At 46.1% G+C, this 24,862-nt stretch carries 28 protein-coding genes; 11 read left to right on the top strand and 17 right to left on the bottom strand.

Annotated elements, in window-relative coordinates:
- Window positions 1-89: 89 nt before the first annotated feature.
- The 4 genes from AC0TWI_RS05600 to AC0TWI_RS05585 all read right to left on the bottom strand — a co-directional run bounded on the left by AC0TWI_RS05600 (window position 90) and on the right by AC0TWI_RS05585 (window position 4,452).
- A complete protein-coding gene (locus AC0TWI_RS05600) occupies window positions 90-1,289 on the bottom strand; it encodes a competence protein CoiA (RefSeq protein WP_488125345.1) in 1,200 nt (399 codons plus the stop codon).
- 62 nt (window positions 1,290-1,351) lie between these two features.
- Window positions 1,352-2,005, bottom strand: coding sequence for an adaptor protein MecA (gene mecA, locus AC0TWI_RS05595; RefSeq protein ID WP_488125344.1), 654 nt, complete (start codon window positions 2,003-2,005; stop codon window positions 1,352-1,354).
- Window positions 2,006-2,430: 425 nt separating this feature from the next.
- Window positions 2,431-2,826, bottom strand: coding sequence for a transcriptional regulator SpxA (gene spxA, locus AC0TWI_RS05590; protein WP_488125343.1), 396 nt, complete (start codon window positions 2,824-2,826; stop codon window positions 2,431-2,433).
- A 417-nt stretch (window positions 2,827-3,243) separates the two neighbouring features.
- On the bottom strand, window positions 3,244-4,452 hold the full coding sequence (locus tag AC0TWI_RS05585) for a putative glycoside hydrolase (protein ID WP_488125342.1): 1,209 nt from the start codon (window positions 4,450-4,452) through the stop codon (window positions 3,244-3,246).
- Between the two features lie 323 nt (window positions 4,453-4,775).
- On the opposite strand from AC0TWI_RS05585, the gene trpS reads away from it, so the two are divergent.
- Window positions 4,776-5,765 (top strand): tryptophan--tRNA ligase, encoded by a 990-nt coding sequence (gene trpS, locus AC0TWI_RS05580; protein WP_488125341.1) that lies wholly within the window; start codon window positions 4,776-4,778, stop codon window positions 5,763-5,765.
- Between the two features lie 62 nt (window positions 5,766-5,827).
- On the opposite strand, the gene AC0TWI_RS05575 is transcribed toward trpS, so the two are convergent.
- From AC0TWI_RS05575 to AC0TWI_RS05555, 5 genes are all read right to left on the bottom strand, one after another.
- Window positions 5,828-6,577: a DUF3603 family protein gene (locus AC0TWI_RS05575; RefSeq protein WP_488125340.1), complete on the bottom strand. Its 750-nt coding sequence runs from the start codon at window positions 6,575-6,577 to the stop codon at window positions 5,828-5,830.
- A gap of 57 nt (window positions 6,578-6,634) precedes the next feature.
- Window positions 6,635-6,877 (bottom strand): YuzI family membrane protein, encoded by a 243-nt coding sequence (locus AC0TWI_RS05570; RefSeq protein ID WP_488125339.1) that lies wholly within the window; start codon window positions 6,875-6,877, stop codon window positions 6,635-6,637.
- 156 nt (window positions 6,878-7,033) lie between these two features.
- Complete coding sequence (fabF, locus tag AC0TWI_RS05565) at window positions 7,034-8,269, bottom strand: beta-ketoacyl-ACP synthase II (RefSeq protein ID WP_488125338.1); 1,236 nt, start codon at window positions 8,267-8,269, stop codon at window positions 7,034-7,036.
- A 32-nt stretch (window positions 8,270-8,301) separates the two neighbouring features.
- The gene (locus tag AC0TWI_RS05560; RefSeq protein WP_488125337.1) at window positions 8,302-9,234 is read right to left on the bottom strand and encodes a beta-ketoacyl-ACP synthase III; all 933 of its coding nucleotides are present in this window, start codon (window positions 9,232-9,234) and stop codon (window positions 8,302-8,304) included.
- A 137-nt stretch (window positions 9,235-9,371) separates the two neighbouring features.
- On the bottom strand, window positions 9,372-9,932 hold the full coding sequence (locus AC0TWI_RS05555) for a hypothetical protein (protein ID WP_488125336.1): 561 nt from the start codon (window positions 9,930-9,932) through the stop codon (window positions 9,372-9,374).
- Window positions 9,933-10,062: 130 nt separating this feature from the next.
- Between AC0TWI_RS05555 and AC0TWI_RS05550 the strand changes: the two genes are divergently transcribed.
- A complete protein-coding gene (locus AC0TWI_RS05550; protein ID WP_488125335.1) occupies window positions 10,063-10,251 on the top strand; it encodes a YjzD family protein in 189 nt (62 codons plus the stop codon).
- A 73-nt stretch (window positions 10,252-10,324) separates the two neighbouring features.
- Here AC0TWI_RS05550 and clpB read toward each other — a convergent pair whose 3' ends face one another.
- The 3 genes from clpB to yjfP all read right to left on the bottom strand — a co-directional run bounded on the left by clpB (window position 10,325) and on the right by yjfP (window position 14,202).
- Window positions 10,325-12,937 (bottom strand): ATP-dependent chaperone ClpB, encoded by a 2,613-nt coding sequence (gene clpB, locus AC0TWI_RS05545; protein ID WP_488125334.1) that lies wholly within the window; start codon window positions 12,935-12,937, stop codon window positions 10,325-10,327.
- Window positions 12,938-13,048: 111 nt separating this feature from the next.
- Window positions 13,049-13,357 carry a metal-sulfur cluster assembly factor gene (locus tag AC0TWI_RS05540; RefSeq protein WP_488125333.1) on the bottom strand — a complete coding sequence of 103 codons (309 nt, stop codon included), beginning with the start codon at window positions 13,355-13,357 and terminating at the stop codon, window positions 13,049-13,051.
- A 68-nt stretch (window positions 13,358-13,425) separates the two neighbouring features.
- Window positions 13,426-14,202, bottom strand: coding sequence for an esterase (yjfP, locus tag AC0TWI_RS05535; protein WP_488125332.1), 777 nt, complete (start codon window positions 14,200-14,202; stop codon window positions 13,426-13,428).
- Between the two features lie 196 nt (window positions 14,203-14,398).
- Between yjfP and AC0TWI_RS05530 the strand changes: the two genes are divergently transcribed.
- The gene (locus AC0TWI_RS05530) at window positions 14,399-14,548 is read left to right on the top strand and encodes a hypothetical protein (protein ID WP_488125331.1); all 150 of its coding nucleotides are present in this window, start codon (window positions 14,399-14,401) and stop codon (window positions 14,546-14,548) included.
- Window positions 14,548-14,733 (top strand): DUF3813 domain-containing protein, encoded by a 186-nt coding sequence (locus tag AC0TWI_RS05525; RefSeq protein WP_488125330.1) that lies wholly within the window; start codon window positions 14,548-14,550, stop codon window positions 14,731-14,733. The genes AC0TWI_RS05530 and AC0TWI_RS05525 overlap by 1 nt, the downstream gene beginning before the upstream one ends.
- 26 nt (window positions 14,734-14,759) lie before the next feature.
- Here the strand turns inward: AC0TWI_RS05525 and AC0TWI_RS05520 are convergent, their stop codons facing one another.
- Window positions 14,760-15,614, bottom strand: coding sequence for a YitT family protein (locus AC0TWI_RS05520; RefSeq protein ID WP_488125329.1), 855 nt, complete (start codon window positions 15,612-15,614; stop codon window positions 14,760-14,762).
- A gap of 140 nt (window positions 15,615-15,754) precedes the next feature.
- On the opposite strand from AC0TWI_RS05520, the gene AC0TWI_RS05515 reads away from it, so the two are divergent.
- The 4 genes from AC0TWI_RS05515 to AC0TWI_RS05500 all read left to right on the top strand — a co-directional run bounded on the left by AC0TWI_RS05515 (window position 15,755) and on the right by AC0TWI_RS05500 (window position 18,354).
- Window positions 15,755-16,615: a DegV family protein gene (locus AC0TWI_RS05515; RefSeq protein WP_488125328.1), complete on the top strand. Its 861-nt coding sequence runs from the start codon at window positions 15,755-15,757 to the stop codon at window positions 16,613-16,615.
- Between the two features lie 53 nt (window positions 16,616-16,668).
- Window positions 16,669-16,803: a DUF3941 domain-containing protein gene (locus AC0TWI_RS05510; RefSeq protein ID WP_488125327.1), complete on the top strand. Its 135-nt coding sequence runs from the start codon at window positions 16,669-16,671 to the stop codon at window positions 16,801-16,803.
- Window positions 16,804-16,906: 103 nt separating this feature from the next.
- Complete coding sequence (locus AC0TWI_RS05505; RefSeq protein WP_488125326.1) at window positions 16,907-17,398, top strand: YajQ family cyclic di-GMP-binding protein; 492 nt, start codon at window positions 16,907-16,909, stop codon at window positions 17,396-17,398.
- Between the two features lie 92 nt (window positions 17,399-17,490).
- A complete protein-coding gene (locus tag AC0TWI_RS05500) occupies window positions 17,491-18,354 on the top strand; it encodes an SDR family oxidoreductase (RefSeq protein WP_488125325.1) in 864 nt (287 codons plus the stop codon).
- 57 nt (window positions 18,355-18,411) lie between these two features.
- Here AC0TWI_RS05500 and AC0TWI_RS05495 read toward each other — a convergent pair whose 3' ends face one another.
- The 4 genes from AC0TWI_RS05495 to AC0TWI_RS05480 all read right to left on the bottom strand — a co-directional run bounded on the left by AC0TWI_RS05495 (window position 18,412) and on the right by AC0TWI_RS05480 (window position 23,668).
- Entirely contained in the window at window positions 18,412-19,911 is a 1,500-nt protein-coding gene (locus AC0TWI_RS05495; protein ID WP_488125324.1) for an alpha-amylase family glycosyl hydrolase, read from the bottom strand.
- A 58-nt stretch (window positions 19,912-19,969) separates the two neighbouring features.
- On the bottom strand, window positions 19,970-21,853 hold the full coding sequence (locus AC0TWI_RS05490; RefSeq protein ID WP_488125323.1) for a putative bifunctional diguanylate cyclase/phosphodiesterase: 1,884 nt from the start codon (window positions 21,851-21,853) through the stop codon (window positions 19,970-19,972).
- Window positions 21,854-21,992: 139 nt separating this feature from the next.
- Window positions 21,993-22,364 carry a YisL family protein gene (locus tag AC0TWI_RS05485; protein WP_488125322.1) on the bottom strand — a complete coding sequence of 124 codons (372 nt, stop codon included), beginning with the start codon at window positions 22,362-22,364 and terminating at the stop codon, window positions 21,993-21,995.
- Between the two features lie 116 nt (window positions 22,365-22,480).
- Entirely contained in the window at window positions 22,481-23,668 is a 1,188-nt protein-coding gene (locus tag AC0TWI_RS05480) for a DUF418 domain-containing protein (RefSeq protein WP_488125321.1), read from the bottom strand.
- A gap of 165 nt (window positions 23,669-23,833) precedes the next feature.
- Between AC0TWI_RS05480 and AC0TWI_RS05475 the strand changes: the two genes are divergently transcribed.
- From AC0TWI_RS05475 to gerPC, 3 genes are read left to right on the top strand one after another with little or no spacing between them, the layout of a single operon-like run.
- On the top strand, window positions 23,834-24,055 hold the full coding sequence (locus AC0TWI_RS05475) for a spore germination protein (RefSeq protein WP_488125428.1): 222 nt from the start codon (window positions 23,834-23,836) through the stop codon (window positions 24,053-24,055).
- Between the two features lie 16 nt (window positions 24,056-24,071).
- A complete protein-coding gene (locus AC0TWI_RS05470; RefSeq protein WP_488125320.1) occupies window positions 24,072-24,278 on the top strand; it encodes a spore germination protein GerPB in 207 nt (68 codons plus the stop codon).
- A gap of 19 nt (window positions 24,279-24,297) precedes the next feature.
- Entirely contained in the window at window positions 24,298-24,855 is a 558-nt protein-coding gene (gene gerPC / locus AC0TWI_RS05465) for a spore germination protein GerPC (protein ID WP_488125319.1), read from the top strand.
- The last annotated feature ends 7 nt before the right edge of the window (window positions 24,856-24,862 follow it).

Raw genomic sequence — 24,862 nt, 5'->3', positions numbered from 1 at the left:
CAATCGTTTTGTTTCGACAAACGAAATGTTACATTACTATCTATTCTTCATTCATGAGGAAAATCCTGCTTCAAGGACTATTTATTTTCCTATCGAAAAAGGCCACTCGCCCTGTTGCGGATTGAAAGCACCCTCTCCTCCTCTTTCTGTGCTTCTTCAATTGTTTTTGGGGCTATGATGGGTTCAAGCATTACGAATAGCTCCCCGGAACGAGTAATATATCCGAGCCGAAGGAGTTCATTGCAATAGCCGGCCAATGCATGTTTCCAAAGGGGCCGCGCTTCCAAGGGGAAAGGGCGCAGCCGTACATCGCCTCGAATCAACCTTTCGCTCATCTTCTGCTCTAAATACAGAGCGGAAAAACGCCTGCCTTTCTTCAAATGTGTAAATACGTCAGCCCATAAGAAAAACTGCCAAATGATAGGCGGGCTTTGAAAAGCCTCCATCCAGCTTGAGGGGATGCCGATAGCGGCAGGAAGAAGTGAAGGATGGAAGCCCTTTTCATATATGGTGCGCAAAAACGGATCATTTATCAAACTGCCATAGCGGATCCGGTTTTCGAGCCATCTTTTTCTTTGGCTGAACCAGCGCCTTAGCGAAGGCAATGGTTTATCGAAGGATTCTAATTGGATGGGGAAACGTAAATCTTTGAGAGGAGTGGATGTAAGGATAGCGGTCATGCTTTTTCGTGTAAAAGGAGTCAAATGGGAAAGATAATGGAACAGGTTCGTTCGGGGATCGTAGCTGGAGAGGCCTAATTGACCATTGCGGTTTGGACACACTAGGGAAAACTGAAAATCCGTCAAAAAGAAGGTTGTTTGCTTTCTAGTCTGGTACGGCGGCCCGCCTAGTATCCAAAGTGGGTAAATGCCGATATTTTTATAACCATCTGTTCTTTGTGCAATTGTCTCTGCGGAAATAGGGGAACATTGATACTCGACGGCAAATCGACTGCCGGACTGTTCGACTAGCAAATCGGGCCGCTGCTTGGTTTTCTTGAGATAAGGTTCCAGCTCCACCGTATAGCCGTTCCGGACGAACAACTCTGCCAAATCCCGCTTGCCCTGCAAATGCATAAGGCTCTCAGGTTCTGAAAAGAGTGCGAGGCAGTCTGTATTCCTTTCATGCGCAAAATGAGGGATGCGGACAGCTCCAGCCTTGATTTTCACAGGCTGAGCACATGCCGGACAAAAAAAGTGATGGCCATTACGCATATTGATGGCAGCCGTCCTTTCAGACAAGGTTATAAGCCTGCCATCTTCAGTTCTTGCGGTCAACATCTTTTTCATTCTCCTTTCCATCGACAGTCTCGGAAGACAAAAAAAGACCGATTCCTTGAGAAATCGGTCGGTTAGCTGAAGTATTGGTTGAGTGTAGTAAAGACATTCTGGCCAATGATTTCTTTTCCATATTCGGATAGCGAATGGATGGTCACATTCGTCGTCTTTCCATATTCAAGAAAGATACTGATCATATCTTCGATATCGTCTTCGTCGTATACTTCGTCTGAAAATTTGACATATAAATAGTAGTTGTCTTTGTAGGAGAATAACTTGGTTTCGGTATCGTCCGCCTCAAATCCCCTTGCCAGCAGAAGCACATCCTCAAAATCGGCGAATTCGATAACAAACTCAAGCAGGCTGTCTGCCCCTTCGGATTTAATATGGAAATGCTGTTCCAGAAACTCTTCTATCTGATCATCGATTGAGTAATCTTTCAACTTGTCTTCCGGAATCGGGAGTTCAAACCGCTGGCCATCCTTTGAAAGCTGAGCCTTCGTTACAAGGACTTCCAAACCTTTGTCGAGAGCTTGGATTTGGATCCAAAGTGGCCCCTCTGGGACAAAATCATCTTCATGATGCATTTCATCCATCATTTCCCAGAATAATTCCTCACTTCTTTCGCGATTATACCAGATTTCCTCCCGGTCAAATCCTCTTTCTTCTATATCGACATACGAAATGTAAAATTTAACCGTGTTTTCATTAATCCGTTCGATTTCCATTTTCCTGCACTCCCTTCTGTAATTGGTGTTGAAGGGATCAATTGTCCCGTACAAGGCAAATGCTGATCATTCTCCTTGTACTTATTTTATGATAAGCCCCGCTAAATTGGAAACAAAATATTCTCCCAAATGTAAAATCAGCAACAGCCCAGAAGATATTACCGTATTGTAACCGAAAGGAAGGAAATCAGCAAGGGTTTTTAAGGAGTCTTCCTCTATTCTTCCTGCTTACAGTAAGTTTCCCCCGCTTCGTTCTGCTCTAAACACATTGGCCGCACTCCCAGTCCTGGAAGGAATGGGCATAGCAGAACGCTCGACCTTAAATAAATTATAGCACGGTTGTTTGCATGATGCCCAATAAAGGGTTCGGAATGAGCCTGAAAATACGCAAAACCTCCATACATTCGTATGAAGGTTCCGAAGTATCAATTCACCATTTTCTGAGCTTCTCGTAACTGGTAAGTTCTTACCTTCCTTGGCAGGAAGCGTCTAATTTCATCTTCGTTGTAACCAACCTGCAGGCGCTTTTCATCAAGAATGATTGGCCTTCTTAGCAGACCTGGATTCTTTTGGATTAGGTCAAAGAGCTGCTGCAGCGGCAAGGAGTCTAAATCTATGTTAAGCTTTTGGAAAATCTTAGATCTTGTTGAAATGATCTCATCTGTACCATCTTCGGTCATGCGTAATATTTCTTTTATTTCATCCAGGCTCAGCGGCTCGGAGAAGATATTTCTTTCAACATAAGGGATGTCCTGTTCTTCTAGCCAAGTTCTTGCTTTTCTGCATGATGTGCAACTGGGTGAGGTGTACAATGTTACCATAATGTCCTCCACACTCCTTTATCAGTGTTTGTTACTATAAGATTTATATTTCCGCATTTAGAAAGCAAGGTCCAAAATGCCTATTTTACGGACTGTTCCCCTAGTGTACCTGTTACAGGAAACACAGTAGAGTAGAACAATCTATAATATGTATTATACAGTAATTACTATTGAATTAATAGGCTTTTTTGTGAATTATTCATGCTGTTATCCTCCGCCGGCAATAGCTGTTATAGTTGTTCGCTTCTTCTCATTTACCCCCTTTCACAGCCCTATAAACATTATTTTTTCCCAAAATATTTTATTCATGCAAAGAATTTCGATGTGGCTGGGGTTTGTCTCAACTCCTTTCCAAATGAAAAAGAAAGCCAGGAAAGCGATCACTCGCCTTCCTGGCTTTCTCTCCTTGCTGTTTGGTTACTCGGCATCAGGTGTGTAATCGACACCAGGGGTATATTTGTTGGCTGCATTCCACAACAAATATTCGTTAATCCCTTCATCCCTCAAGGCCTTGATTTGTTCCTCTACTTGCGCTTTCCCATACACTTGATAATTTCCCGCTCCTAGATAGGATGCGGTGAAATCTTGAAGCCAAGGGCGGGAAACAGGAGGTGATTGGAGTTCAGCCAACTTCGTTTTTTCCACTTTTGCATATTCTCTAACAAGCTTATATGGCTCAAGATCCGGCTTTGAAATCCCAAAATACGATGTCCAATGACTTGGATAGATCATTGAAGAAATCACATCAACATGCTCTGATATCTTGCTGAAATTCTGGCCGATGCCGGGCGCTTCCGGCAAGGTTGCCGTATAGCCAAATATGTCTACTGACACCTTCACGCCGTACGGCTGAAGTTTTTCTTTTGCATAAGCAACAAAGTCTGTAACCGCCTGAACACGTTTCTGGACACTGTCCAAATCCGTATCAGCATATTCGCCCATCCCGTACACGAGCTGTTCATCCCGCTTTTCAAAGCCTTCAGGGAACCTCACGTAATCGAATTGGATTTCTTGGAATCCAAGCTTTGCTGCTTCAATCGCAATTCCAACATTATAATCCCATACTTCTTTCAGGAATGGATTGATAAAGGATTCCTTTCTGCCATTCACCCACACGCTGCCATTATCGGTAAAGGAAAGATCAGGCCGTTCCTTCGGCAAGGTGGAATCCTTAAAAACTACGATTCTGGCAATCGGATAAATCTGCTTTGATTCCAGAACCTTCAACATTTCTTTTGGATCTTTAATAAAATTCTGGCCAAGCTTAGCGTATGGCGAATCTTCCTCCATTTTATATGTAATGTTTCCCCAGTCGTCCTTTATGTCGATGACCATCGCATTGAGATCTGTCGAATCGACGAGGTTGACAAGCTCATCGAAACGTCCGCCCCCGGCTGAATGCCCTGTAACGTAGATCCCTCGCACTGCATCCGGATACTCAAACTTCAAGCCGGAATCATAGACAAAACGAGGCAGCTGCTGCGGCATCGTCTTTTGCTCAATTGCTAGCAGCCTCGTTGGGAGCGCCGATTCATCTCCCGCTTTCGCATCCGCGGAAACTGCTGATACGGATAAAGCCAAGGCGGCAGACAGGACTGTTGCTGCTGTCTTTCTTCCCCACTTCACTGATTTCTCTTCCTCTCTGCAAACTTTGCTTTATTCTCCAAATCCCATTATTAAAGTCAGTTCTATTTTAGCAAGGATACACTAAGAAGGAAAATCTTTTCTTACGGTTATTGGAAATTGGCACTAAAGGCCGGCCGCTCTTTTTCCATGACGCCCCTGATGCCTTGATTGTCTAATTTCCTGCATGGTATAATAATGGTACAGAATGAAACGGAATCATACAGACTTCGCCATTCGTCCTATATTCCAGGGTGGATGGTTTTTTGTTAAGAAAAGCGCGAGGCGCCCGGTACTGGGTTTACAATAAAGGGGGATTTTTCAGGATGCAAACGATTTTTTCCGGCATTCAGCCGAGTGGGATTATTACTTTAGGAAATTACATAGGTGCAATTAAGCAGTTTGTTGAACTTCAAAATGATTATGAATGTTATTTTTGTGTCGTTGATCAGCATGCAATCACTGTCCCGCAGGACAGGCTGGAACTCCGCAAAAATATCAGGACGCTAGCCGCTATTTATATCGCAGCGGGTCTTGATCCCGAAAAGGCGACCTTGTTCATCCAGTCTGAAGTACCAGCCCATGCCCAGGCGAGCTGGATGATGCAATGCATTTCTTATATCGGAGAGCTGGAGAGAATGACCCAGTTTAAAGATAAAGCAGCGGGCAGGGATGCGGTATCGTCTGCATTGCTCACCTACCCGCCTCTGATGGCTGCAGACATTCTCTTATATGGCACTGATATTGTGCCTGTAGGTGAGGATCAGAAGCAGCATTTGGAGCTGACAAGAGATCTCGCAGAGCGATTCAATAATCGGTACAATGATATTTTCACCATTCCGGAAGCACGGATTCCGAAAGTCGGAGCCAGAATCATGTCCTTGCAGGAACCGTTAAAGAAAATGAGCAAGTCGGACCCAAATCAGAAGGCGAGCATCAAAATTCTTGATGACCCGAAAAGCATTGAAAAGAAAATCAAAAGTGCCGTCACAGATTCTGAAGGCATCGTGAAATTCGACAGGGAGAATAAGCCGGGAGTATCGAACCTCCTCTCCATCTATTCGATTTTGGGAAATGTGCCGATTGAAAAGCTTGAGAGCGATTATGAAGGCAAAGGTTATGGCGAATTTAAAGCAGACCTTGCTGAAGTCGTCATCAAGGCGCTTGCCCCAATACAGGAACGATGCAATAACCTGATTGAAAGCACGGAGCTTGATGATATTCTTGATCGAGGCGCGGAGAAAGCCCGAAACAAGGCGAATAAAATGCTGAAAAAGATGGAAAATGGAATGGGACTAGGAAGAAAGAGACGCTGACCACACATAATAAGGGCAGTCGGGAAACAACCGGTTTAACCGGATTTCCCGACTGCCCTTATTTAGTTCACTTTAGAATCGCACTCAAGCTCCCATAGTTTCTCGAAAAAGGGCTGGCCTTTGATAATATGTTCGCACAGCAATGCATGTTTTTCTGTCCAGCCATGCTTCGTTTCTTCATATAGTGCACTCCAAATTTCTTCGAATTCCATTTCCTGTATCGCGGAATACTTTCCCGGCGCCCATTCTGTATACCAATAGCGGATTTCAGAAGTGTTCTTAGCAGTATAAAGCTGGTCAAGAGCCATGAACAGCAGCTGTTTGAGCTGCCTTTCTTTTCTTGTCAAACCAACCATCAATGTTGGATCAGGCGAAAGGATGTGATGCTCTTTGCCTTCCTTCTCTGCTGAAAATGAATAAATAGCAGGTTCTTCTTTTGCGATCATTTCATAAACAAGCTGTTCTTGCCGCGGTATCAGCCTGCTTTTTCTGAGCGGGATGGAATAGCCGATTGTATCAACGGCCAAAATCCCCTGTCCGTCGGTAATGACGAAACAATAATCAAGCTGGACGCGTTCATGGTTTTTCCTGAGATACGCCTTATTGCAAACATCATGCAGGAGCGTTTTCGGCAGTTCGGACATATTGTTCTCTATGTAGTGAAAGAGGATAGGCTCGATCAATAGCAATGGTACTTGGTCGAGGAGCTCGATGACATCTTCCCCCCGCCGCCACTCATGAAATTGGCATACATTGTAGCCATTCTCTTCACCCTCAAACCAATTTACCCATACATCATGAAGATATAGCATCCTGATTCCCTCACTTCTTCACTGTTTGTCTCTCAGTATAGGCAGGTTGATGTATATTTATTCCTTTGCCTTTTTTGGAGCAGCAAACACAGAAAGTGTAATAAGGAAAATCCCGGCCGGAAGCAGATGGCATTCCGGTCTCCCGAGGATGAACTTGACATAGTCGATGTAACGATATCCGGCGGTAAGAAGATTCATGTAAGCAATCGCACTGATTCCTCCCGATACAGCGAAGCCGAAGCCGAGCAGATAGATAAAAATACGAATGGAAAAGGGCATGCCTCCATACAGCTTGGTCATTTTTTTCACCCGCCGGTCTTGTCCATTTTTACTAACATATTTAGCCCCCTCTCATTTCATGTTATAAAACGAAGCTTTTATCCTAAACGCTGTAAAAAAACCGGACAAATGAAAACTGCCTTGTAAGCCGGGGCTCACAAGGCAGTTTCGTTTACATTACTGATATTTTTTGAACAATATAGTTGCGTTGTGTCCGCCAAATCCGAGCGAGTTGCTCAATACTCCATTGACTACCGCTTTCCTCGCCTGATTCGGAACGTAATCCAAGTCACAATCAGGATCCGGCGTTTCCATATGCATAGTCGGCGGAAGCATTCCGTCTCTTATGGCCAGAATAGAGAAAATGGCTTCGACGCCCCCTGCTGCTCCGAGCAGATGGCCGGTCATCGATTTTGTCGAGCTGACGGCAAGCTTGTAGGCATGCTCGCCGAACACTTCTTTTATCGCCATTGTTTCATACTTATCATTGTATTCCGTGCTTGTACCATGGGCATTGATATAATCAACGTCTTCCGGCTTCATTCCCGCATCGTCAAGGGCCATTTTCATCGCCCGCACTCCGCCTTCGCCGCCTGGGGCAGGAGCAGTTATATGATAAGCGTCGCCCGTCGAGCCATAGCCGACGATTTCCGCATAGATTTTGGCACCGCGCTCTAAAGCATGCTCCAATTCTTCGAGAATGAGGATGCCTGCTCCTTCACCGATGACAAAACCGTCGCGGTTCTTGTCAAATGGACGGCTCGCCGTCATTGGATCAGGATTTGTCGATAAAGCTGTGTTTGCACAGAAGCCAGCAACCGACATTTGTGTAATTGGCGCTTCTGCTCCGCCAGCCACCATCACATCGGCATCTCCGCGCTGGATGACCTTGAAGGCATCTCCGATTGAGTTCGTTCCAGTGGCACACGCTGTAACGGTACAAGAGTTAACCCCTTTTGCTCCCAGATAGATCGATACTTGGCCTGCGGCCATATCTGGAATCATCATCGGGACAAAAAACGGGCTTACACGCCTGTAGCCGCGTTTTTGGAACGTCTCAAACTGATTCTCGAATGTTTCCATTCCGCCGATTCCCGAGCCGATCCAGACGCCTACACGGGCTGCGTTTTGTTCGTCAATCTTCAGCCCGGCATCTCCCGCAGCCATTAAGGATGCTGCCAATGCATAGTGTGTGAACCGGTCCATTTTCCGGGCATCTTTCTTCTCGATGAATTTTTCGATATCAAAGTCTTTTACTTCAGCCGCAACTTTTGCGGAATAGTTGTCAGGATCCAAACGCGTCATCGGTCCGATGCCGTTTTTTCCCGCCAGTATATTTTCCCATGCTGTCTCCGCGTCGTTTCCGACCGGGGACACAGCACCGATTCCTGTAATCACTACTCTTTTTGTCATCGTCATCTTCTCCTTCTTTCAGTTGAAGAATATTATTTTCCCCATCTCATGGCAACGGCTCCCCATGTGAGTCCACCGCCGAATCCAACCATCACAATGAGGTCACCATCGTTGATTTTGCCGGCTTCCAGCTCATCAACGAGGGCCATCGGAATGGATGCGGATGAAGTGTTTCCATACTTTCTTACCGTTTTTGCCATTTTTTCATCAGGCAGCTCAAGACGCTGGCGTGCAGCTTCCATAATGCGGATGTTTGCCTGATGCGGGATTAAATAGTCGACATCATCCTTCGTCAACCCTGCTTTATCCAATACTTTAACAGAAGACTCTCCCATTTGTCTCACGGCAAATTTGAACACTTCCCTGCCGTTCATGATGATGAATTCATCTTGATAAAGATGGGAGCCTCCTGAGCCGTCCGCTCCTAAATCGAATGAAAGAATTCCGTAGCCCTCCGGCACTTCGCCCAGCACCGCTGCCCCTGCGCCATCCCCAAAAAGAACCGCTGTGTTCCGGTCGTTCCAATCGGTGATCTTGGACAATTTCTCGACGCCTACAACCAATACGTTTTTCGCTGTTCCGCCTTCGATGAATTGCTTTCCAGTCGCAAGTCCATACATGAAGCCAGCGCAGGCAGCACTAATATCCATTGCTGCGGCGTGGGTGCATCCAAGCTTTGACTGCAGCATGCATGCCACGGACGGAAACGGACGATCCGGTGTTACAGTAGCAACTAAAATCAGATCGATATCCTCAGGAGAAATTCCCGCGTCTTCGATCGCAGCCTTTGCTGCCTCATATGCCATATTTGAAGTATCGATCCCATCTTCGGCGATACGTCTCTCTTCTATCCCCGTCCGGGACCGGATCCACTCATCAGTCGTGTCCATCATTTTTTCCAAATCAAAATTCGTTAATACCTTTTCAGGGGCATACTTGCCAATACCGATTATACCAGCGTTCATCCGGTAAATCCCTTCTTTCATATCAAATGGTTTATTATCTTCTATTAAGACTTGGTGCTAATTATACCACTACTTTTCAAAGCCGTCACCCGCTTTTTCTCCATTTTCGGTACGGACATACGCAAGAAAAAAGCTTATCAGCTACGCACCGTGAATGCGTTCAGATAAGCGATAATTTTTCCCGCGGCCGTCATGTTTTCCCATACTTCCGGCAATGGACCGGCTTCCCGCCTATTCTGCCATCCCCAAACCTCGTTTTGGCTGACAATAATTTGAATGACCTCGGCCGCACGGAAGGATTTTGCAACGAGTTCTTCCATTTTCTTGGCAAAGCGGGATGCCTCGACAGGGGTTGCAGCCGGATGAATGATTGCTATTTTCGCCGGCAAGCTTTCCTTAGGCTCGCCCTCTAAAAATGTAAAAAGTTCTGCGAAAATCTGGTCACATCCCTCAGCAAAATATTCAGCGAGCGGAAGGAACATGACGGAATCGGACCGCTCTTCCTTTAAGCTGACAGATGAAATGCTTTGATACTGCAGATTTGCATTTCTGCCAATCCCCATCCATCTCTCTTCCATCTTCTCTGTTTGCCACTTCTCATGATCCAGTGCCATGACAGAAACACCCATGTCCAATAGTTCGCTGCATATCCCAAATCCGGAGGGCTTTCTGGCAGCGAATACAACGGCTGATTTCATTTTTTCCTCTCCTCCAAATGTTCACAACTCATTTTGACCTCGTTCTCTCCTATATGGTATGATTTACTCGTATGAGTTTACATGCTCGCATATTACATATATTCCGATATCGAATTGGGGTGAAAGTCAAATGAGATATTTCTGGACGGCCTTCTGGTCCTTCTTGCTCATTCACATGCTTACTTATGTAGCTTGTTCAATGATCGGAGCCAGCTACAACTTTAAAACAGGCTCTATCCTCGCCATCGGCGTGATTATCCTTCTTTGGATCGTCCCTGCCATCTTCCCTGGCGAGAAAACAAAGTATGTTTCGGAATAAAGGACAGCTAATAACATGAAAAGCGAGCCGGATTGCGGGGATACCCTCTTGCCGGCTCGCTTTTTTATATGTTTTATTTCCCTTTTACCATCACTTTCAATTGGCCGTCTTCCACGTCCACCATAACCGTTTCATGAGGATGGACATGACCTGCGATGATTTCCTTCGCCAGAGCAGTCTCTACCCTGCTTTGCAAATACCGCTTCAGCGGCCTTGCTCCGTAAACTGGATCGTAGGCAGCCTCTGCTATAAATTGCTCTGCATTATCTGTCACTTCCAGGCGGATGTGCTGATCAGACAAGCGCCGTTCCAGCTCAGCCGCGAGTTTTGACACAATCCCTTTCACGTCTCTCATGGAAAGCGGCTTAAACAGGATGATATCGTCAACCCGGTTCAGGAACTCGGGGCGGAACTGCAAACGGAGCTGGCCGAGCACGAGCTCCTTCGTTTCTTCGTCTGCTTCTTCCCCATTGTCCTGGTTCCGCTCAAGAAGAAACTGTGAACCGATATTAGACGTCATGATAATGACCGTATTTTTAAAATCGATCCGCCTGCCCTGCGAATCGGTGATCCGGCCATCGTCTAGCACTTGTAGAAGGATGTTGAACACTTCCGGATGCGCCTTTTCGATTTCATCCAGCAAAATGACCGAGTATGGTTTCCGCCGGACGGCTTCAGTCAGCTGACCGCCCTCCTCATAGCCGACATAGCCTGGAGGCGCGCCAACAAGACGGGAGACAGAATGCTTTTCCATGTATTCACTCATGTCAATCCTTATCATGTGCTCTTCACTGTCAAAAAGTGTTGCTGCCAGTGCTTTCGCCAACTCTGTCTTCCCTACACCTGTCGGGCCGAGGAAAATAAACGAGCCGATTGGCCGGTTCGGGTCTTTAATTCCCGCACGGGCGCGAAGAACCGCATTGCTGACAAGCTCGACCGCTTCATCCTGGCCAATTACACGTTCATGAAGAATGCTTTCAAGCCGGAGCAGTTTTTCCCGTTCCCCTTCCACCAATTTCATGACCGGGATACCTGTCCATCGCGATACCACTTCCGCAATCTCGTCTGCCGTCACTTCTTCCCGGACAAGCCGGGAATCATCCTGATGCTTCTCCTCCATTTTTTCCTCAACTTCTTTTAATTCCTTCTCCAGAGCAGGAATTTTTCCGTGGCGCAGTTCTGCTGCACGATTCAGATCATACTGATTTTCTGCATCCTCCAATTCACGCCGAAGCGTCTCCAGCTTTTCCCGTTTTTCCTGGACCTTTTGGATCTCTTCTTTCTCGGATTCCCACTTCATTTTCATTTCTTTCGCTGTTTCCTTCAGGTCGGCAAGCTCTTTGCGCAAAATTTCAAGCCGCTCCCTGCTCGCTTCATCCGGTTCCTTCTGGAGAGCTGCCTCTTCAATTTCCAGCTGCATGACTCTTCTCGTCACTTCATCAAGCTCACTTGGCATCGAATCGATTTCCACTCGTATATTGGCGCATGCCTCATCAACCAGGTCGATCGCTTTGTCAGGGAGGAAGCGATCCGTTATATAGCGGTTGCTCAAGGTTGCAGCAGCAACAAGGGCATTGTCATGGATATTGACCCCATGATGGATTTCAAACCGCTCCTTTAACCCCCTCAGGATGGAAATGGTATCTTCAACCGCTGGTTCCGGAACAAGCACCTTTTGGAACCTCCGTTCGAGCGCCGGGTCTTTTTCGATGAATTGGCGGTATTCATCGAGCGTCGTCGCCCCGATGCAGTGGAGTTCTCCTCTTGCGAGCATCGGTTTCAGCATATTGCCGGCATCCATTGCCCCTTCGGTTTTCCCTGCACCGACGATTGTATGGATTTCATCAATAAAGAGCAGGATCTGCCCTTCGCTGTTCTTCACTTCCTGCAAAACAGCTTTTAATCTTTCCTCAAACTCCCCGCGGAACTTGGCACCGGCAATAAGCGCCCCCATGTCGAGCGAAAAGATGGTCTTGTCCTTCAAGCCTTCCGGCACATCTTTCCGGACAATTCTTTGTGCAAGCCCTTCGACAATCGCCGTTTTTCCGACACCAGGCTCTCCGATCAGAACCGGGTTGTTTTTCGTTTTTCTTGATAAGATTCTGATTACATTACGAATTTCATTGTCTCTGCCGATTACCGGATCCAACTTGCCTGTTTTTACTTCGGCCACGAGGTCCCGCCCATATTTTTTTAATGCTTCATAGGTTGCTTCAGGATTTTGCGACACTATTTTTTGTCCTCCCCTGATTTTTTCGATTTCTTCTCGCAAGCCCTTTTCTGTAATCCCCGCCCTGCTGAAGAACTGGGCAAGCTCATCATTCTTTTTCTTTTGTAAGGCAAGGGCAAAATGTTCTGCCGATAAATAATCATCACCGAAACTGGACATTTCTTTTTCAGCGTCACTGAGGACCGCTTGCAGGCCGCTGCTTAAATATTGCCCGCCCTGCACCCCTCCGCCGGTCACTTCCGGCTTCAATGCAAGCAGGCGGTCAAGTTCCATTCCTAGGCTGTTTTTAGCGATGCCTAAGTATTCATAAAGACGGGCAAGCAAGCTGTCCGGCTTCTCAACAAATGCCTTCCAAAGATGGACGGTATCAATTTCAGGATGGTGAAGACGTCCAGCAAGCTGTTGTGCTTCGACAAATGCCTCTTGGACGGTTGTCGTCATTTTGCTTAGATCCATTTTCATCCCTCCGGTCTCGTTCTGATATATAAAAAAAAGAGCGCCGGCTTCCAAAAAAGGAGCCATCCGCTCTTTATACTTCCCTTTCTATCTTTGAAAAAACGCGTCCGGTCAGGTTATGCCGAGTGCAATTTTCGCATAGCGGGACATTTTATCTTTAGACCAAGGAGGACTCCAGACGATATCAACTTCAGTCTTTTTGACTTCCGGCAAATCAGCCAATGCTGCCTGTACCTGATCCACAATGACTGGCGCCAGCGGGCAGCCCATCGAAGTCAAGGTCATTGTTACAGTTGCTGTCCCCTCTTCATCCATGTCGACGTTGTATACAAGGCCCAGGTTGACCACATCGATGCCGAGCTCCGGATCAATGACTTGCTCCAAGGCACCATATATATTTTCTTTCAATGCTTCATCCATTCTGCTCCACCTCTTTTCTCACTTTTTGCTCTCTTCATCATAACAAATCCCGGATGAAAACTCATCCTTTAAGGCCGCAGCAAATGCTCGCTGAACCAATCAACCGTTTTCAACAATGCTTTCCTGCTCACTTTATGATCAGCATGCTCATCCACCATAAAATAAAGATCCTCGGAATTTTGCTCATAATCCCTTTTGATCGTCTCGTAGAAGCGATAGGTCGGTTCGAAAGGAACGACATGATCCTTTTTACCGTGCCAAAACATGATAGGTCGGCCGGCAAGTGTCTGAGGCTGTGCGCTCAAATCATATTGCTTCAAACTCTTAAAGTGTTTTTCCATTTCGTCGTCATCGAGAGGAATCTCGATCCCTTCTCGTTTCAGCATATCGATCTGTGCCCTCGCGAATTGTTCGTAATTCGGGCTTCCCATCAAGCTGACCCCTGTATGGATCCAATCATATTGGGTCATCGCTCCGAGTGTCACGATTCCCCCCATTGATGTTCCGACAACACCGATACGAGCAGGATCCGCCAGATTATTGTCAACGAAAAATTTCTTCAATATATCCAATTCCTGAATTGTTTTCATTACAATTTCCCAGAAGTGGAACATCGTCTCCTTCTCACTTAAACCTGCAGAACGTTCGCCATGCATGTCGGCTTCAGGAAGAATGACCCGGAACCCTTTTTCTGCAAGCAAATAAGCAAAGTGGAGGTTATGTTCTTTTGCTGATGTAAACCCGTGGACAAAAAAGATTAGGGGCAATTGGCTATTGTTATTCTTATTTTTAACGATATGAAGAAGTGGAATTCCTTCAACATTTTCTTTGTGAATCTCAATCATGAAGCTCTCCTCTTTTCTGTTTTGCTTACACTCCCAGCCGTTGCCCGCTTATTTTAACATTGTCTCAGTTCCATTTCCAAACAAAGGCATCTCAGCTTCAGTAAAAACTGTCATCCCCGAATGGCGAAAGGCTGGACATACTAATGTCGAACAGTCTTATGAGATTGTTCAAATCCTGAATAAAGGTGGCGGACTCATGGGCAGAAAGAGCAAATCGAAACGGTTTACCTCACAAGGGAAAAACTCGGTGCAAAAACATGCAGAACGGTTTCCTTATCGATCCACCTTCGCAGAAGCTGAGGAGAGCCAAGACCGGACCGACTCTATATTGGGAGGGTCACAATAATGGGGAATCGGCTTTTTCAGGATGCGAGGCGTTTTGTCGAAATGGCTGAACTGGCAGCACCCGATGAAAAACAGCGGGCGATTGACATTGCACAAAATGCTCTTTCTTCAGCATACGCCAACTCTACTTTTGCAGAAATGGAGCAATTACGGGGATTTCAGGAACAGCTCGATCAATTAAAGTAAATAAAAGCGGGGCATATGCCCCGCTTTTATTCTTTCCGGAATGATCCGAGTATGCTGTTTGTCTGGACAATGTTCGTAAATGCTTGCGGATCTGTTTCTTTGATTGTTCTTTCGAGTTCATACAATTCATAACGGGTGATGACAATCATCATCATTTCCTTTTGTTCATTGGAAAATGCACCTTTTGCCGGAACAACTGTGATCCCCCTGACAAGCCGCGAGTGGATCGCTTCTTTCAGTTCAGATGTTTTCTTCGTCACGATCAACGCTGTCAGTTTCTGATGGCGGGTATGGATCGCGTCGACGACTCGCGTCGAAGCATATAGCGAAACGAGCGTATACAGAGCTTTGTCCCAGCCATACAGGGCTCCGGCCATAATGATAATGACCGCATTGAAGAGAAACATATACGTACCGATCGGCTTGTCTTTTTTACGGGAGAGGATCATCGCGATAATATCCATTCCTCCTGTGGAAGCTCCCATTTTTAATGTGATGCCGACACCGACCGCACCGATCACACCGCCAAACACTGCGTATAGAAAAATATCCGCCGTCTGCTCACGGATCGGGATGATTTCAAGAAATAAACTTGATAATAACACGGAAATAAAGCTATACAGTGTAAAAGACTTTCCTACCTTCCTCCAGCCAAGAATGACAAGCGGGATGTTAAATAACAACAGCAGAATTCCCGTCGATATGTTGAAGGTCGCATAATCCTGAATGATGCTTGATACGAGCTGTGCGGCTCCAGCTACCCCGCTCGCATATACATTTGCCGGGATCAGAAAGACGTTAAGAGATACGGCGGTAAGAAAAGCACCGATAACAATCGCCAGAATGATCTTCGTCTGTTCCCATACATAATTGATTTTCATTTTGTGCTCCTTTCCCTGATCCTCTGCAATTCTCGTTGTGCTTTTTTGGCAAAGCAGTTACACTTAATATGAAATTAACTTTCAGAATTGTCCAGTATAACGTTTTCATTCATTAATCATACATGAAAGGTGATATTAGCATGACATTACAATTACTGGCCGACAGTGCCTCCGATCTGCCGCTGTCCTTTTATGAAGAATATAATGTGAAATTGATCCCCTTGCAAGTCCAGATCGAGGACAAGGAGTACAAGGATCTTGTCACGATAAATCCGAAGCAGGTTTACGAAGAGATCCGGGCAGGCAAAATGCCGACAACCTCTCAAGCATCACCTCAGCAGCTTGAGGAAGCTTTTACAGAATTGGCGGAGTCTGGCAAACGCGGCCTATTCATTCCGATGTCTTCACAATTATCGGGTACCTACCAGACGGCGGTTATGGTGCGGGAGCAAGTGAAGGAGAATTACCCTGATCTCGACTTGACGATCATCGATGCAAAATGTGTTTCACTCGGGCAAGGAATGGTCGTAAAGGCTGCTGCTGAAGGGATCAAAAATGGGGAAGATCCAGACAAGGTGATAAAAGACAGCATCTTCCGCGCCAATCATATGGAACATATCTTCACAGTTGAAGATCTTGATTTCATGGCAAGGGGCGGACGATTGTCCAAGGCCTCCGCTTTTTTGGGCGGACTTCTGAACATCAAACCACTTCTTCACGTTGAAGACGGAAAGCTCGTCCCGATCGAAAAGCTTCGCGGACGAAAGAAACTGCTGAAAAGAATGATAGACGTGATTGGCGAACGAGGCAAAGACCTTGCGAACCAGGAAATCGGCATCAGCCATGGCGACGATCTGGAATTCGCCCTGGAAGCGAAGAAAATGCTCGAAGAAAAATACGGAACAAAACGTTTTTACATCAACCTGATCGGCTCTGTCGTCGCTTCCCATGCCGGTCCGGGAACATTGGCAATTTTCTTCTTGAATCAAACGGAGGACTAAACCCTCTCCATCAGGCCATACTATCTGTGACAACGTTGAAAAGGAGAATGGCCATGTCTTTCAATACAAAAGACGACGATAAGAAACCGCAGGACAACCAGGCACGCAATGAAGTGAAAAACATTCAGCGTGAGAAAAACCGCCAAGCGGGAAAACACAGTTATTCAAAAAAAACCGATCATTTATAATAGTATCTCCGGCACCTGCATCCCTTAATGCAGGTGTTTTTGTTGTGGCTTACTCCCGCTTTTGCCTATAATGAATAAAAACGGAGTTATGGAGGGGTTATATATGGCGAAAGAAAACTCATTTGACATCGTGTCAAAGGTTGACTTGACAGAAGTGAAGAATGCGATACAGACAGCCTTGAAAGAAGTGCAGACAAGGTATGATTTTAAAGGGAGCAAAAGTGACATCAAGCTAGAGAACGATGAGCTCGTCCTCATTTCAGATGATGAATTCAAAATGGGGCAATTGAAAGATATCTTGGCAAGCAAGCTGATCAAGCGGAATGTGCCAACGAAAAATATCGATTACGGCAAAATGGAGAATGCCTTCGGCGGTAATGTGCGCCAACGAGCGAAAATGATCCAAGGCATCGACAAGGAAAATGCGAAGAAAATCAACGCAATCATCAAAAATAGTGGCTTGAAAGTCAAAAGCCAGGTACAGGACGAGCAGATCCGCGTGACAGGCAAAGACCGTGATGATCTCCAGCAAATCATCGCGGCCATCCGTGCGGCAGACTTGCCGATTGATCTTCAGTTTGTAAATTATCGCTGATGCTTCTCCCCTCTCGAACCGTGCATACATTTTTGGCAAATGGGGTATATCATAGGATGTCCACGGTTCAATTATGAATGGAGGGATTTCATATGAGCAACAGTGAAAAGCAGACGTTACCAAAACAGGAGCAGGATCGGCAACCCGGGATCGAATCCAGCATGAGACCCCGCCCAGTGTCTGTTAAAGACTATTACAAAGGCAGCGAAAAATTGAAGGACAAAGTCGCCATTATTACAGGAGGCGACAGCGGCATCGGCAAGTCCGCTGCGATTTATTTTGCGAAAGAAGGCGCAAATGTAGCGGTTTGTTACTTGGAAGAAGACGAAGATGCGCAGGAAACCAAAAGGCTGGTGGAGGCGGAAGGCAGAAAGTGTCTGCTCATTTCCGGTGATATCGGCAGCGAAGAACTTTGCCGTTCCATTGTTCAACAAACGTTGGATACATTTGGCAGAATTGATATCCTTGTCAATAATGCCGGTGAGCAGCATCCTCAGAAAAGCCTTCTGGATATTACAGAAGAACAGATTGAAAAGACGTTTAGGACCAATATCTTTTCGTATATGTTCATGGCAAAGGCTGTCCTTCCTCACCTGCAGCAAGGAAGCTCGATTATCAATACAGCATCCATTACGGCTTATGAAGGGAGCCCCGAGCTGCTCGACTATTCTGCAACAAAAGGAGCTATCGTTTCATTCACACGATCATTGGCCAAATCTCTTGCCTCTAAAGGCATCCGTGTAAACGGAGTAGCACCAGGCCCTATTTGGACACCGCTGATTCCATCTACTTTTTCCGAAGAAAAGGTCAGCAAATTCGGCGCAACCCAGCCGCTTGGCCGTCCAGGAGAGCCTGCGGAATTGGCCCCTGCATACGTGTATCTCGCCAGTGAAGACTCCAGCTATGTATCCGGTCAAATCATCCATGTAAACGGCGGAGCGGTAGTAAACGGATAAATGCCGCATGCAAATAAAAAAGCTGTCCAGCAGGCACAATGCCTGGCCGGACAGCTTTTAGTTTTGATAAGGATTTCTCTTTTTGCCCCGTTTCCAAACGATAAACATGAATAAAATAAATACGACGAAAACCCCGATCATCGCTGCAATAAAGGGAATATTATAACCCGATTTGTCAGTCAATTTATACACTTCCGCCGTCTCTCTGTCTGTAAAGATTTTGTACTCGCCATTTTCACTTCTAACAAGGTCGGTACCGAAAATTCCCCGTAATTCCATATCATCCTTCAGCTCTTCTGCTGGGATTGTTACACTTTGATCCTCTACCGTATTGTTTATCGCAACAACAACCGTAGCCTCTTTATAAGTTCGGGCAAAGACCGTCATGCCTCCCTGATCATACAATACTTTTACATCGCCGCGGGAGAGCGGTTTATGTTCTTTCCTCAACTCGCCCAGCCTCTTGATATAATCGATAAGCTCCTTATCCGCGCGGAAATTCATCAAAGCTTGGTTATCAGGCGGCTCCCCGCCATTTACCGCTATTTCAGTACCATAGTATACAAATGGAATTTCAGGCTGGGTGTACAAATAAGTGAGCGCCAGTTTCCACCTTGACCCCGGAAATTGTTTATCGTCGGTCATCTCCTTTGTATATCTGTGCATCGTCTTATTGTCAAAATAAGCGGAGAGCATCCCTGGTTTTGCATAGTCTTTCACATTGTCTTCCCAAGCATCGAACATGGGTTTAAAGACTTGACCCGGCTTGACGAATACCTCCCTGAGGGCGTCATTCATCTTTCCGTCCGCCACACTGTCAAACCCGGCATCCATCAGCTTTGCTGCAGCCGGCCCGTCGAAACTCTCCATCATGCCGCTCAAAAAAATTGCATCATGATCCTTTTTAAGACCTGCGGCAAGATCTGTCCAGACATTCTGCGGATCATCCTTGCCTACTGTAAAATGCAGACCATCTACATCCGTTTCATCGATCCACCACGAAGCCGCCTCGCGAATGTACGCTTGGACTTCGGCGTTCCCATAATTCAGCTTGTACTGTTTTTGCCCCTGCAAAGGCAGTACCCAGTCTTTCTTATCAGGGTCGCCAGCCCACGGATGCGAGGCCCCGACAAGACCGCTGCCAAATTCCAGGATGACCTTCATCCCTTTTCCGTGTGCTTCGGCAATCATCTTGTTAAATTCATCCATTGTGCCAAAATGTTCATTGACCGCATAGAAATCTGTCACCCACTCACCGTGATAGCCTCCCGCTTCATTGGCAAAAATCGGAGAGACCTGGATGGCAGTAAACCCCATATCCTTCAAATAATCGAGCTGGTCGATAATCCCTTTGAAATCACCGCCATGATAGCTTGTCGGATTGTTTGTATCCCGGTCGAAATCATTGCTATTGTCGCCATTGTTAAAACGGTCGACAAGCAATGAATAAATGATCTCATCCTCCCAAGTACGTCCTTCATCGGTTTCCGCATGAGCGGGAAGCGCCTGAAAGAACAGAATGGGAGCCAATAGAATCGTAAAAATCTTTCTCAGCAAAACTGCAACCTCCTCAATTTCTCTACCTTCCTACATTAGCTTCTTTATACATGGCGCGTCAATCTTTTGCATCAAAGAAGTGCTTGGCACGTTCCGCAGCCCATTCGCTGAACAACTCGGCCTTCATCGGCTTGCCAATCCCGAAGCCCTGGGCGTAATCTGAGCCGAGGTTCTTGAGGATTTTATATTGCCCTGATTCTTCTACCCCTTCAGCAACGATTTCCAGACCGAGCCCATGGCCCATCGTCATAATGGCCGCAACAATTGCGTAATCAGGAGAGCCGGGATGGATGTGCTCAATGAAAGAACGATCGATCTTTAGCGTATCAATCGGCAAATGACGTAAATAGCTTAACGACGAATAACCGGTACCGAAATCATCTATTGAAATTTTAACACCCAGATCCCGCAGCCCCTTCATCGTTTGAATCGTGTCAAGTGTATGATTCAGCATCACGCTCTCCGTCAATTCAAGATGGAGAAATTCAGCCTCAAGGCCGGAGTAAGCAAGTGCATTTTTTACATCCTCAATAAATCGTTTGTTTTGTAACTGACAGGCAGAGACATTTACAGATACGGCAAATTGGCCAGTCCCTTCCTCTTGCCAGCATTTTGCTTGCCGGCAGGCTGTCTTTAATACCCATCTGCCAAGAGGGTTAATCAGTCCCGTCTCCTCTGCGACGGGTATGAATTCCGCTGGTGAAATAAGACCGTATGAAGGGTGTTCCCACCTAAGCAGCGCTTCGCATCCTGCCGGCCTTTCCGTTCCAACTCTGACAATCGGCTGATAAGCAAGATAGAATTCTTCCTGCTCAAGTGCCCTTCTTATGCTCCGTTCCATTTCGACCCGATTGATATTCTCCCGGTTCATATGCCCGGCATAAAAGAACATTTGATTACCGCCCAGTGTCTTTGCCTGGTTCAGTGCTGCATCCGCATTTTTCATTATCTCTGCATGATCCGTTCCATCGAATGGAAGGATGCTCGTCCCGATACTCCCGGTAACAAAAAATTCCTTGCCGTCAAAGATAAACGGCTGCTGGATTTTATCCTGCAGTTTTCTGCCAAGCTCTTCTATCCTCTGCCTGTCTTCTTCCTCTTTAAGCATAATCACAAATTTATCGCTGCCAAATCTGCCTAAAAAGGTGTTTTCCGGCAATGCCGAAGCAATCCGGTGCCCGAGCTCTTTTAGAATGTCATCACCAGCATAATGGCCGAGTGTGTCGTTAATAAACTTAAAGCGGTCAATGCCCAAAAACATGACAGTGACAAACGTTCCGGCCCGCATCGCATCCTCTACTTCGGATCGTAAGATCAGATCGAACTTGGCCCGGTTTGGCAGTCCTGTATTTTGGTCATAGAAAGCAAGATACTCCATCCTCTCTTCCATATTCCGCTGTTCGGTTATATCCCTTGCGAGAACAAACACTTCCCGAACAGAATCATGGATAGTAATGGGGATCATGTGCAGTTGCAGTATCTTACGCCCAGCATTATGCTGATCGATTCGAATGTCAGTTTCAACGGCTTTGCCGCTCAATGTTCGGCGAAATTTCCGCAGGATCTTTTTTCTGTCTTTCGTTGCTGCATCAATGGCAGATTTCCCGGCCCACCCTCCTGCAGTTCCACCGAACACTCGCAAAAATGCCGGATTTACACTGGTAAAACGACCGTTAAGGTCTATTGTAAAAACGATGTCACTGCTATTGTTCACTATTGAATGGAAGTAACTTTTGATTGAAGCAAGATGTCTCTCCATCCTCCTCAGCTCTTCCGCTGCCGACTCGGAGTCCGAAATCATTTGCCTTAGTCTATCTTGCATTTCGGGCCGCCAGTCAGTTCTGTTTGCATAATCGGTCAATAGCCGCCCATTCTGTTTAACATGCAGCATGAGGTGATCCGCTGCCTGTTCAGCGGTGTCGTTCTTTTTATAGTTGACCATCCCTCATCTCACCACCAGAATAATTTTCGACATATTTAGTCAATTTTGCCGTTTATTATAGTTTAAAAAACAACAGGTCTAAAGTCACGTAAATCTTTAACAAAAAAAACCGCTTCGCTGCGGTTTTTCCTGTTTATGATTAGGCAAGCCAATTCCAGCCAAGCGGCAATTTGACGCCAAGAAGGAATGTGACAATAAAAGCAATAATGAGGATAGCCCAAAATACAGTGGTCTTTTTATCCTTTTTAGAACGAACCAGCACCATTTCCATCATGCTGATGACGACGAGGCCGCCTAGAAATTTAAAGCCATAGAGCATCGGATTATAGCTGCTGTGCCGTACGAACATCAAGACACCTGTTACGATAATTAATATATAAAACAGGCGCAAAATCATATGTACAATTTTGGTTCCTTTTGCATTGCCGCCTTTATTTAACATGATGGCAATAACGAAAAGGATAAGCGCAACAATCCATGTTGTAATGTGTGCATGCGTCTGGTCAAACATCGGTCTACCTCCTAAGCATTGGCGATTATTTCTTTCCTTCCTATCTTACCATAATCAGGACATGGCCTGCATCATCTCGGCTTTTTCCTTTTCGGCTGATCGGAGCGAATGTAAATTCACAACTTGCCCGCTTCAGCCCTGTCCTGGTGCATGTTTTGATACTTTTTCCCGTACGTCAGCTTTCTCCAAAGGTTTTCCATCGGCCCCTGCCTGAACTTGCCCAGCCACATATCTGCCACAATCAACTGGATAATGTAAATGGCGATCGCCAGCCACGTACCTGTAGACATCGAAACTTTCCCATATAACCCAAGCCCGTATTGGTAGAAAATCAGCGTGCCGATGATCGACTGAGTCAAATATACAGTCAGCGACATCCTTCCAGCAGAAGCAAACGGTTTAAAGAAGCGTTCCAGCTTATGATAGGAAGTCAGAAGAACGATGATTGCAATATAGGCAACAGCAAGAAGCGGCCCTCCCATTAGATCCTGGGCAACTTGAACACTCAATGAATAGCCAAAGAAAAGTGGAAGATATTTGAACAGCAATCCAATCGGCAGGAAAATCAAAAGGACTGCCAGCCACTTTTTCCTGTTATCCCGGACTTTTTGCAGCCAATGAAGCTTTCCGGCTCCAGCACCAATCATCATGAGAGGCAAGATCATAAAAATATACATGAAGAAACCGGCCACTCCGTTACTGGCATACCAGTCAAGGAAGCGCTGTTTTATAATTTCGGCAAATGATCCTGTCGCATATGTCTGCGCCGAGTACTGCAGCCCGACAATATCAGTATAATCCGTCAGCGGCGATAAGAGCGACACGGCACTCAGCAGCGACATTGGAATCAGGTAAAGAAGAATCCCGGTGAGAATTAGCGTCCGTCCTGATTGACGGATAAAAATCAGCAGGAGTAGGCCCATGAGTGCATAGGTGATCAATATGTCTCCGTGCCAGATAAGGAAGGCATGGACCACTCCGAACATTAGCAGAATAAGAAGACGGCGGATATTGATTTTATAAAAAGGCATGTTCTGCTTTCTCATCTTCTCATACATAATGGTGATCCCATAGCCGAACATCATTGCAAAAATCGGATAAAAGCTGGCCTGGACGAGAATATCAATCCACGAAAACACTGTTCTATCTCCGTATTCCCACCATTCGTATGGATTATAATAGCCAAACGGAGAATGGAAGCTAATCATATTGACGAGCAATATGCCAAGCAGAGAAAAGCCCCTCAGCACATCCAGCGACTTGATTCTCCCATCCGTTCGTTGCTTGCTTACGATTTCTTTCATTCAACTTCCTCCTGACACATCATTCAATAAATGGCCCGGTCTGCGGGCCTCCTTTACTCTATCCTACGAATATATCATATTGGGGAGTCTTCGGGTGAATGGAATCACAAATTGTTTTCTTGTCACATAACATACAGAAAGTGATTGAAAAAGGAAGTGTTCTCCTTGCCGGGGATTGTCGGAGCAATGCAGGTTATCAGCGTCGGTACGTCCGCGGTTGTCAATGTGGGCGATGTATACCGGATCAGCCCCAAATCGGCGAGCAAAACGTTTGCCGGAGCAGGCTCTTTTAATACAGGAGATTCCATACACGTTACCAACTGGAGATCTGCGACGAACACGAATGACCCCGACTTGTTCGATCAAGGGATTGCGTTTACTTTGTAACAGGGGTGTGACAGATTTGGTAATCAACGTCCAGCAGCATATAGAGATACGGATGATCAAAATTGGAGCCGTAACGAACTCCTCTGTCTTGCAAATCGGGACTGCAGGATTGATCACGCCTGTTGCCAACCTGGCCAATACGGGAGGTTTCACAAAACCTGCCCCTACTCTAGCAGCACAAGCAAATGCGATGGAGATCAGCAGTTTTGTTCCGCTTGGCTAAAAAGATTTGAGGTGACAGAATGGATTATGCCTATTGTATCCAGCAGCTGTACCAGCTTGTTGGACAGCAGCAAATGGAAATCAATCAACTGCATGCTGCGATGAGACAACTATCTGAAGATGTCCAAGCGCTGAAAGCGAAGCCGCCCGTTACGGTCGGCCGGCTTGAATATAAGTTTGACCAGCTCAAGGTGGAAACATTGGAGGGAACATTGAATATCGGCATGAACCCAGCCCAGCTGAAGGAAATCGAGGATCTAGGAATCTCTCCGGACAACTTCGGATCACCATTGACAGTAGAAACGAGGAATGATCTGACCGGCAAATTGATTTCCCACGTTGATGACGGACTAAATCGTTTGAGTGCCGCTGGCCACCCCCCTGAATTGCTTGCACACATTAAGAGTGAGCTTGAGAAGCAAATACCTTCCAGAATTGATCATTATGCAAACCAGCCGGACTTCAGGGGCAGCGGAGAAGATAACAAGAGTATGATTACGGAAAGAATTTATGGGCAAATGGTGGAAGACATAGATGGAGCCATCCATTCTTTTATAAAAGGATCTCACACTTCTTAAAGGGGAT

Source organism: Lederbergia sp. B243.17 (genome assembly GCF_057657925.1).
Note: the sequence above shows the minus strand (reverse complement) of the source record. Positions and strands in the feature narration are given on the sequence as shown.

Excerpts from the sequence above, each read along its gene's own strand:
- AC0TWI_RS05600 (WP_488125345.1), bottom strand. The coding sequence starts at position 1,289 with ATGAAAAAGATGTTGACCGCAAGAACTGAAGATGGCAGGCTTATAACC.
- mecA (WP_488125344.1), bottom strand. The coding sequence starts at position 2,005 with ATGGAAATCGAACGGATTAATGAAAACACGGTTAAATTTTACATTTCG.
- spxA (WP_488125343.1), bottom strand. The coding sequence starts at position 2,826 with ATGGTAACATTGTACACCTCACCCAGTTGCACATCATGCAGAAAAGCA.
- trpS (WP_488125341.1), top strand. The coding sequence starts at position 4,776 with ATGCAAACGATTTTTTCCGGCATTCAGCCGAGTGGGATTATTACTTTA.
- AC0TWI_RS05575 (WP_488125340.1), bottom strand. The coding sequence starts at position 6,577 with ATGCTATATCTTCATGATGTATGGGTAAATTGGTTTGAGGGTGAAGAG.
- AC0TWI_RS05570 (WP_488125339.1), bottom strand. The coding sequence starts at position 6,877 with ATGACCAAGCTGTATGGAGGCATGCCCTTTTCCATTCGTATTTTTATC.
- fabF (WP_488125338.1), bottom strand. The coding sequence starts at position 8,269 with ATGACAAAAAGAGTAGTGATTACAGGAATCGGTGCTGTGTCCCCGGTC.
- AC0TWI_RS05560 (WP_488125337.1), bottom strand. The coding sequence starts at position 9,234 with ATGAACGCTGGTATAATCGGTATTGGCAAGTATGCCCCTGAAAAGGTA.
- AC0TWI_RS05555 (WP_488125336.1), bottom strand. The coding sequence starts at position 9,932 with ATGAAATCAGCCGTTGTATTCGCTGCCAGAAAGCCCTCCGGATTTGGG.
- AC0TWI_RS05550 (WP_488125335.1), top strand. The coding sequence starts at position 10,063 with ATGAGATATTTCTGGACGGCCTTCTGGTCCTTCTTGCTCATTCACATG.
- clpB (WP_488125334.1), bottom strand. The coding sequence starts at position 12,937 with ATGGATCTAAGCAAAATGACGACAACCGTCCAAGAGGCATTTGTCGAA.
- AC0TWI_RS05540 (WP_488125333.1), bottom strand. The coding sequence starts at position 13,357 with ATGGATGAAGCATTGAAAGAAAATATATATGGTGCCTTGGAGCAAGTC.
- yjfP (WP_488125332.1), bottom strand. The coding sequence starts at position 14,202 with ATGATTGAGATTCACAAAGAAAATGTTGAAGGAATTCCACTTCTTCAT.
- AC0TWI_RS05530 (WP_488125331.1), top strand. The coding sequence starts at position 14,399 with ATGGGCAGAAAGAGCAAATCGAAACGGTTTACCTCACAAGGGAAAAAC.
- AC0TWI_RS05525 (WP_488125330.1), top strand. The coding sequence starts at position 14,548 with ATGGGGAATCGGCTTTTTCAGGATGCGAGGCGTTTTGTCGAAATGGCT.
- AC0TWI_RS05520 (WP_488125329.1), bottom strand. The coding sequence starts at position 15,614 with ATGAAAATCAATTATGTATGGGAACAGACGAAGATCATTCTGGCGATT.
- AC0TWI_RS05515 (WP_488125328.1), top strand. The coding sequence starts at position 15,755 with ATGACATTACAATTACTGGCCGACAGTGCCTCCGATCTGCCGCTGTCC.
- AC0TWI_RS05510 (WP_488125327.1), top strand. The coding sequence starts at position 16,669 with ATGTCTTTCAATACAAAAGACGACGATAAGAAACCGCAGGACAACCAG.
- AC0TWI_RS05505 (WP_488125326.1), top strand. The coding sequence starts at position 16,907 with ATGGCGAAAGAAAACTCATTTGACATCGTGTCAAAGGTTGACTTGACA.
- AC0TWI_RS05500 (WP_488125325.1), top strand. The coding sequence starts at position 17,491 with ATGAGCAACAGTGAAAAGCAGACGTTACCAAAACAGGAGCAGGATCGG.
- AC0TWI_RS05490 (WP_488125323.1), bottom strand. The coding sequence starts at position 21,853 with ATGGTCAACTATAAAAAGAACGACACCGCTGAACAGGCAGCGGATCAC.
- AC0TWI_RS05485 (WP_488125322.1), bottom strand. The coding sequence starts at position 22,364 with ATGTTTGACCAGACGCATGCACACATTACAACATGGATTGTTGCGCTT.
- AC0TWI_RS05480 (WP_488125321.1), bottom strand. The coding sequence starts at position 23,668 with ATGAAAGAAATCGTAAGCAAGCAACGAACGGATGGGAGAATCAAGTCG.
- gerPC (WP_488125319.1), top strand. The coding sequence starts at position 24,298 with ATGGATTATGCCTATTGTATCCAGCAGCTGTACCAGCTTGTTGGACAG.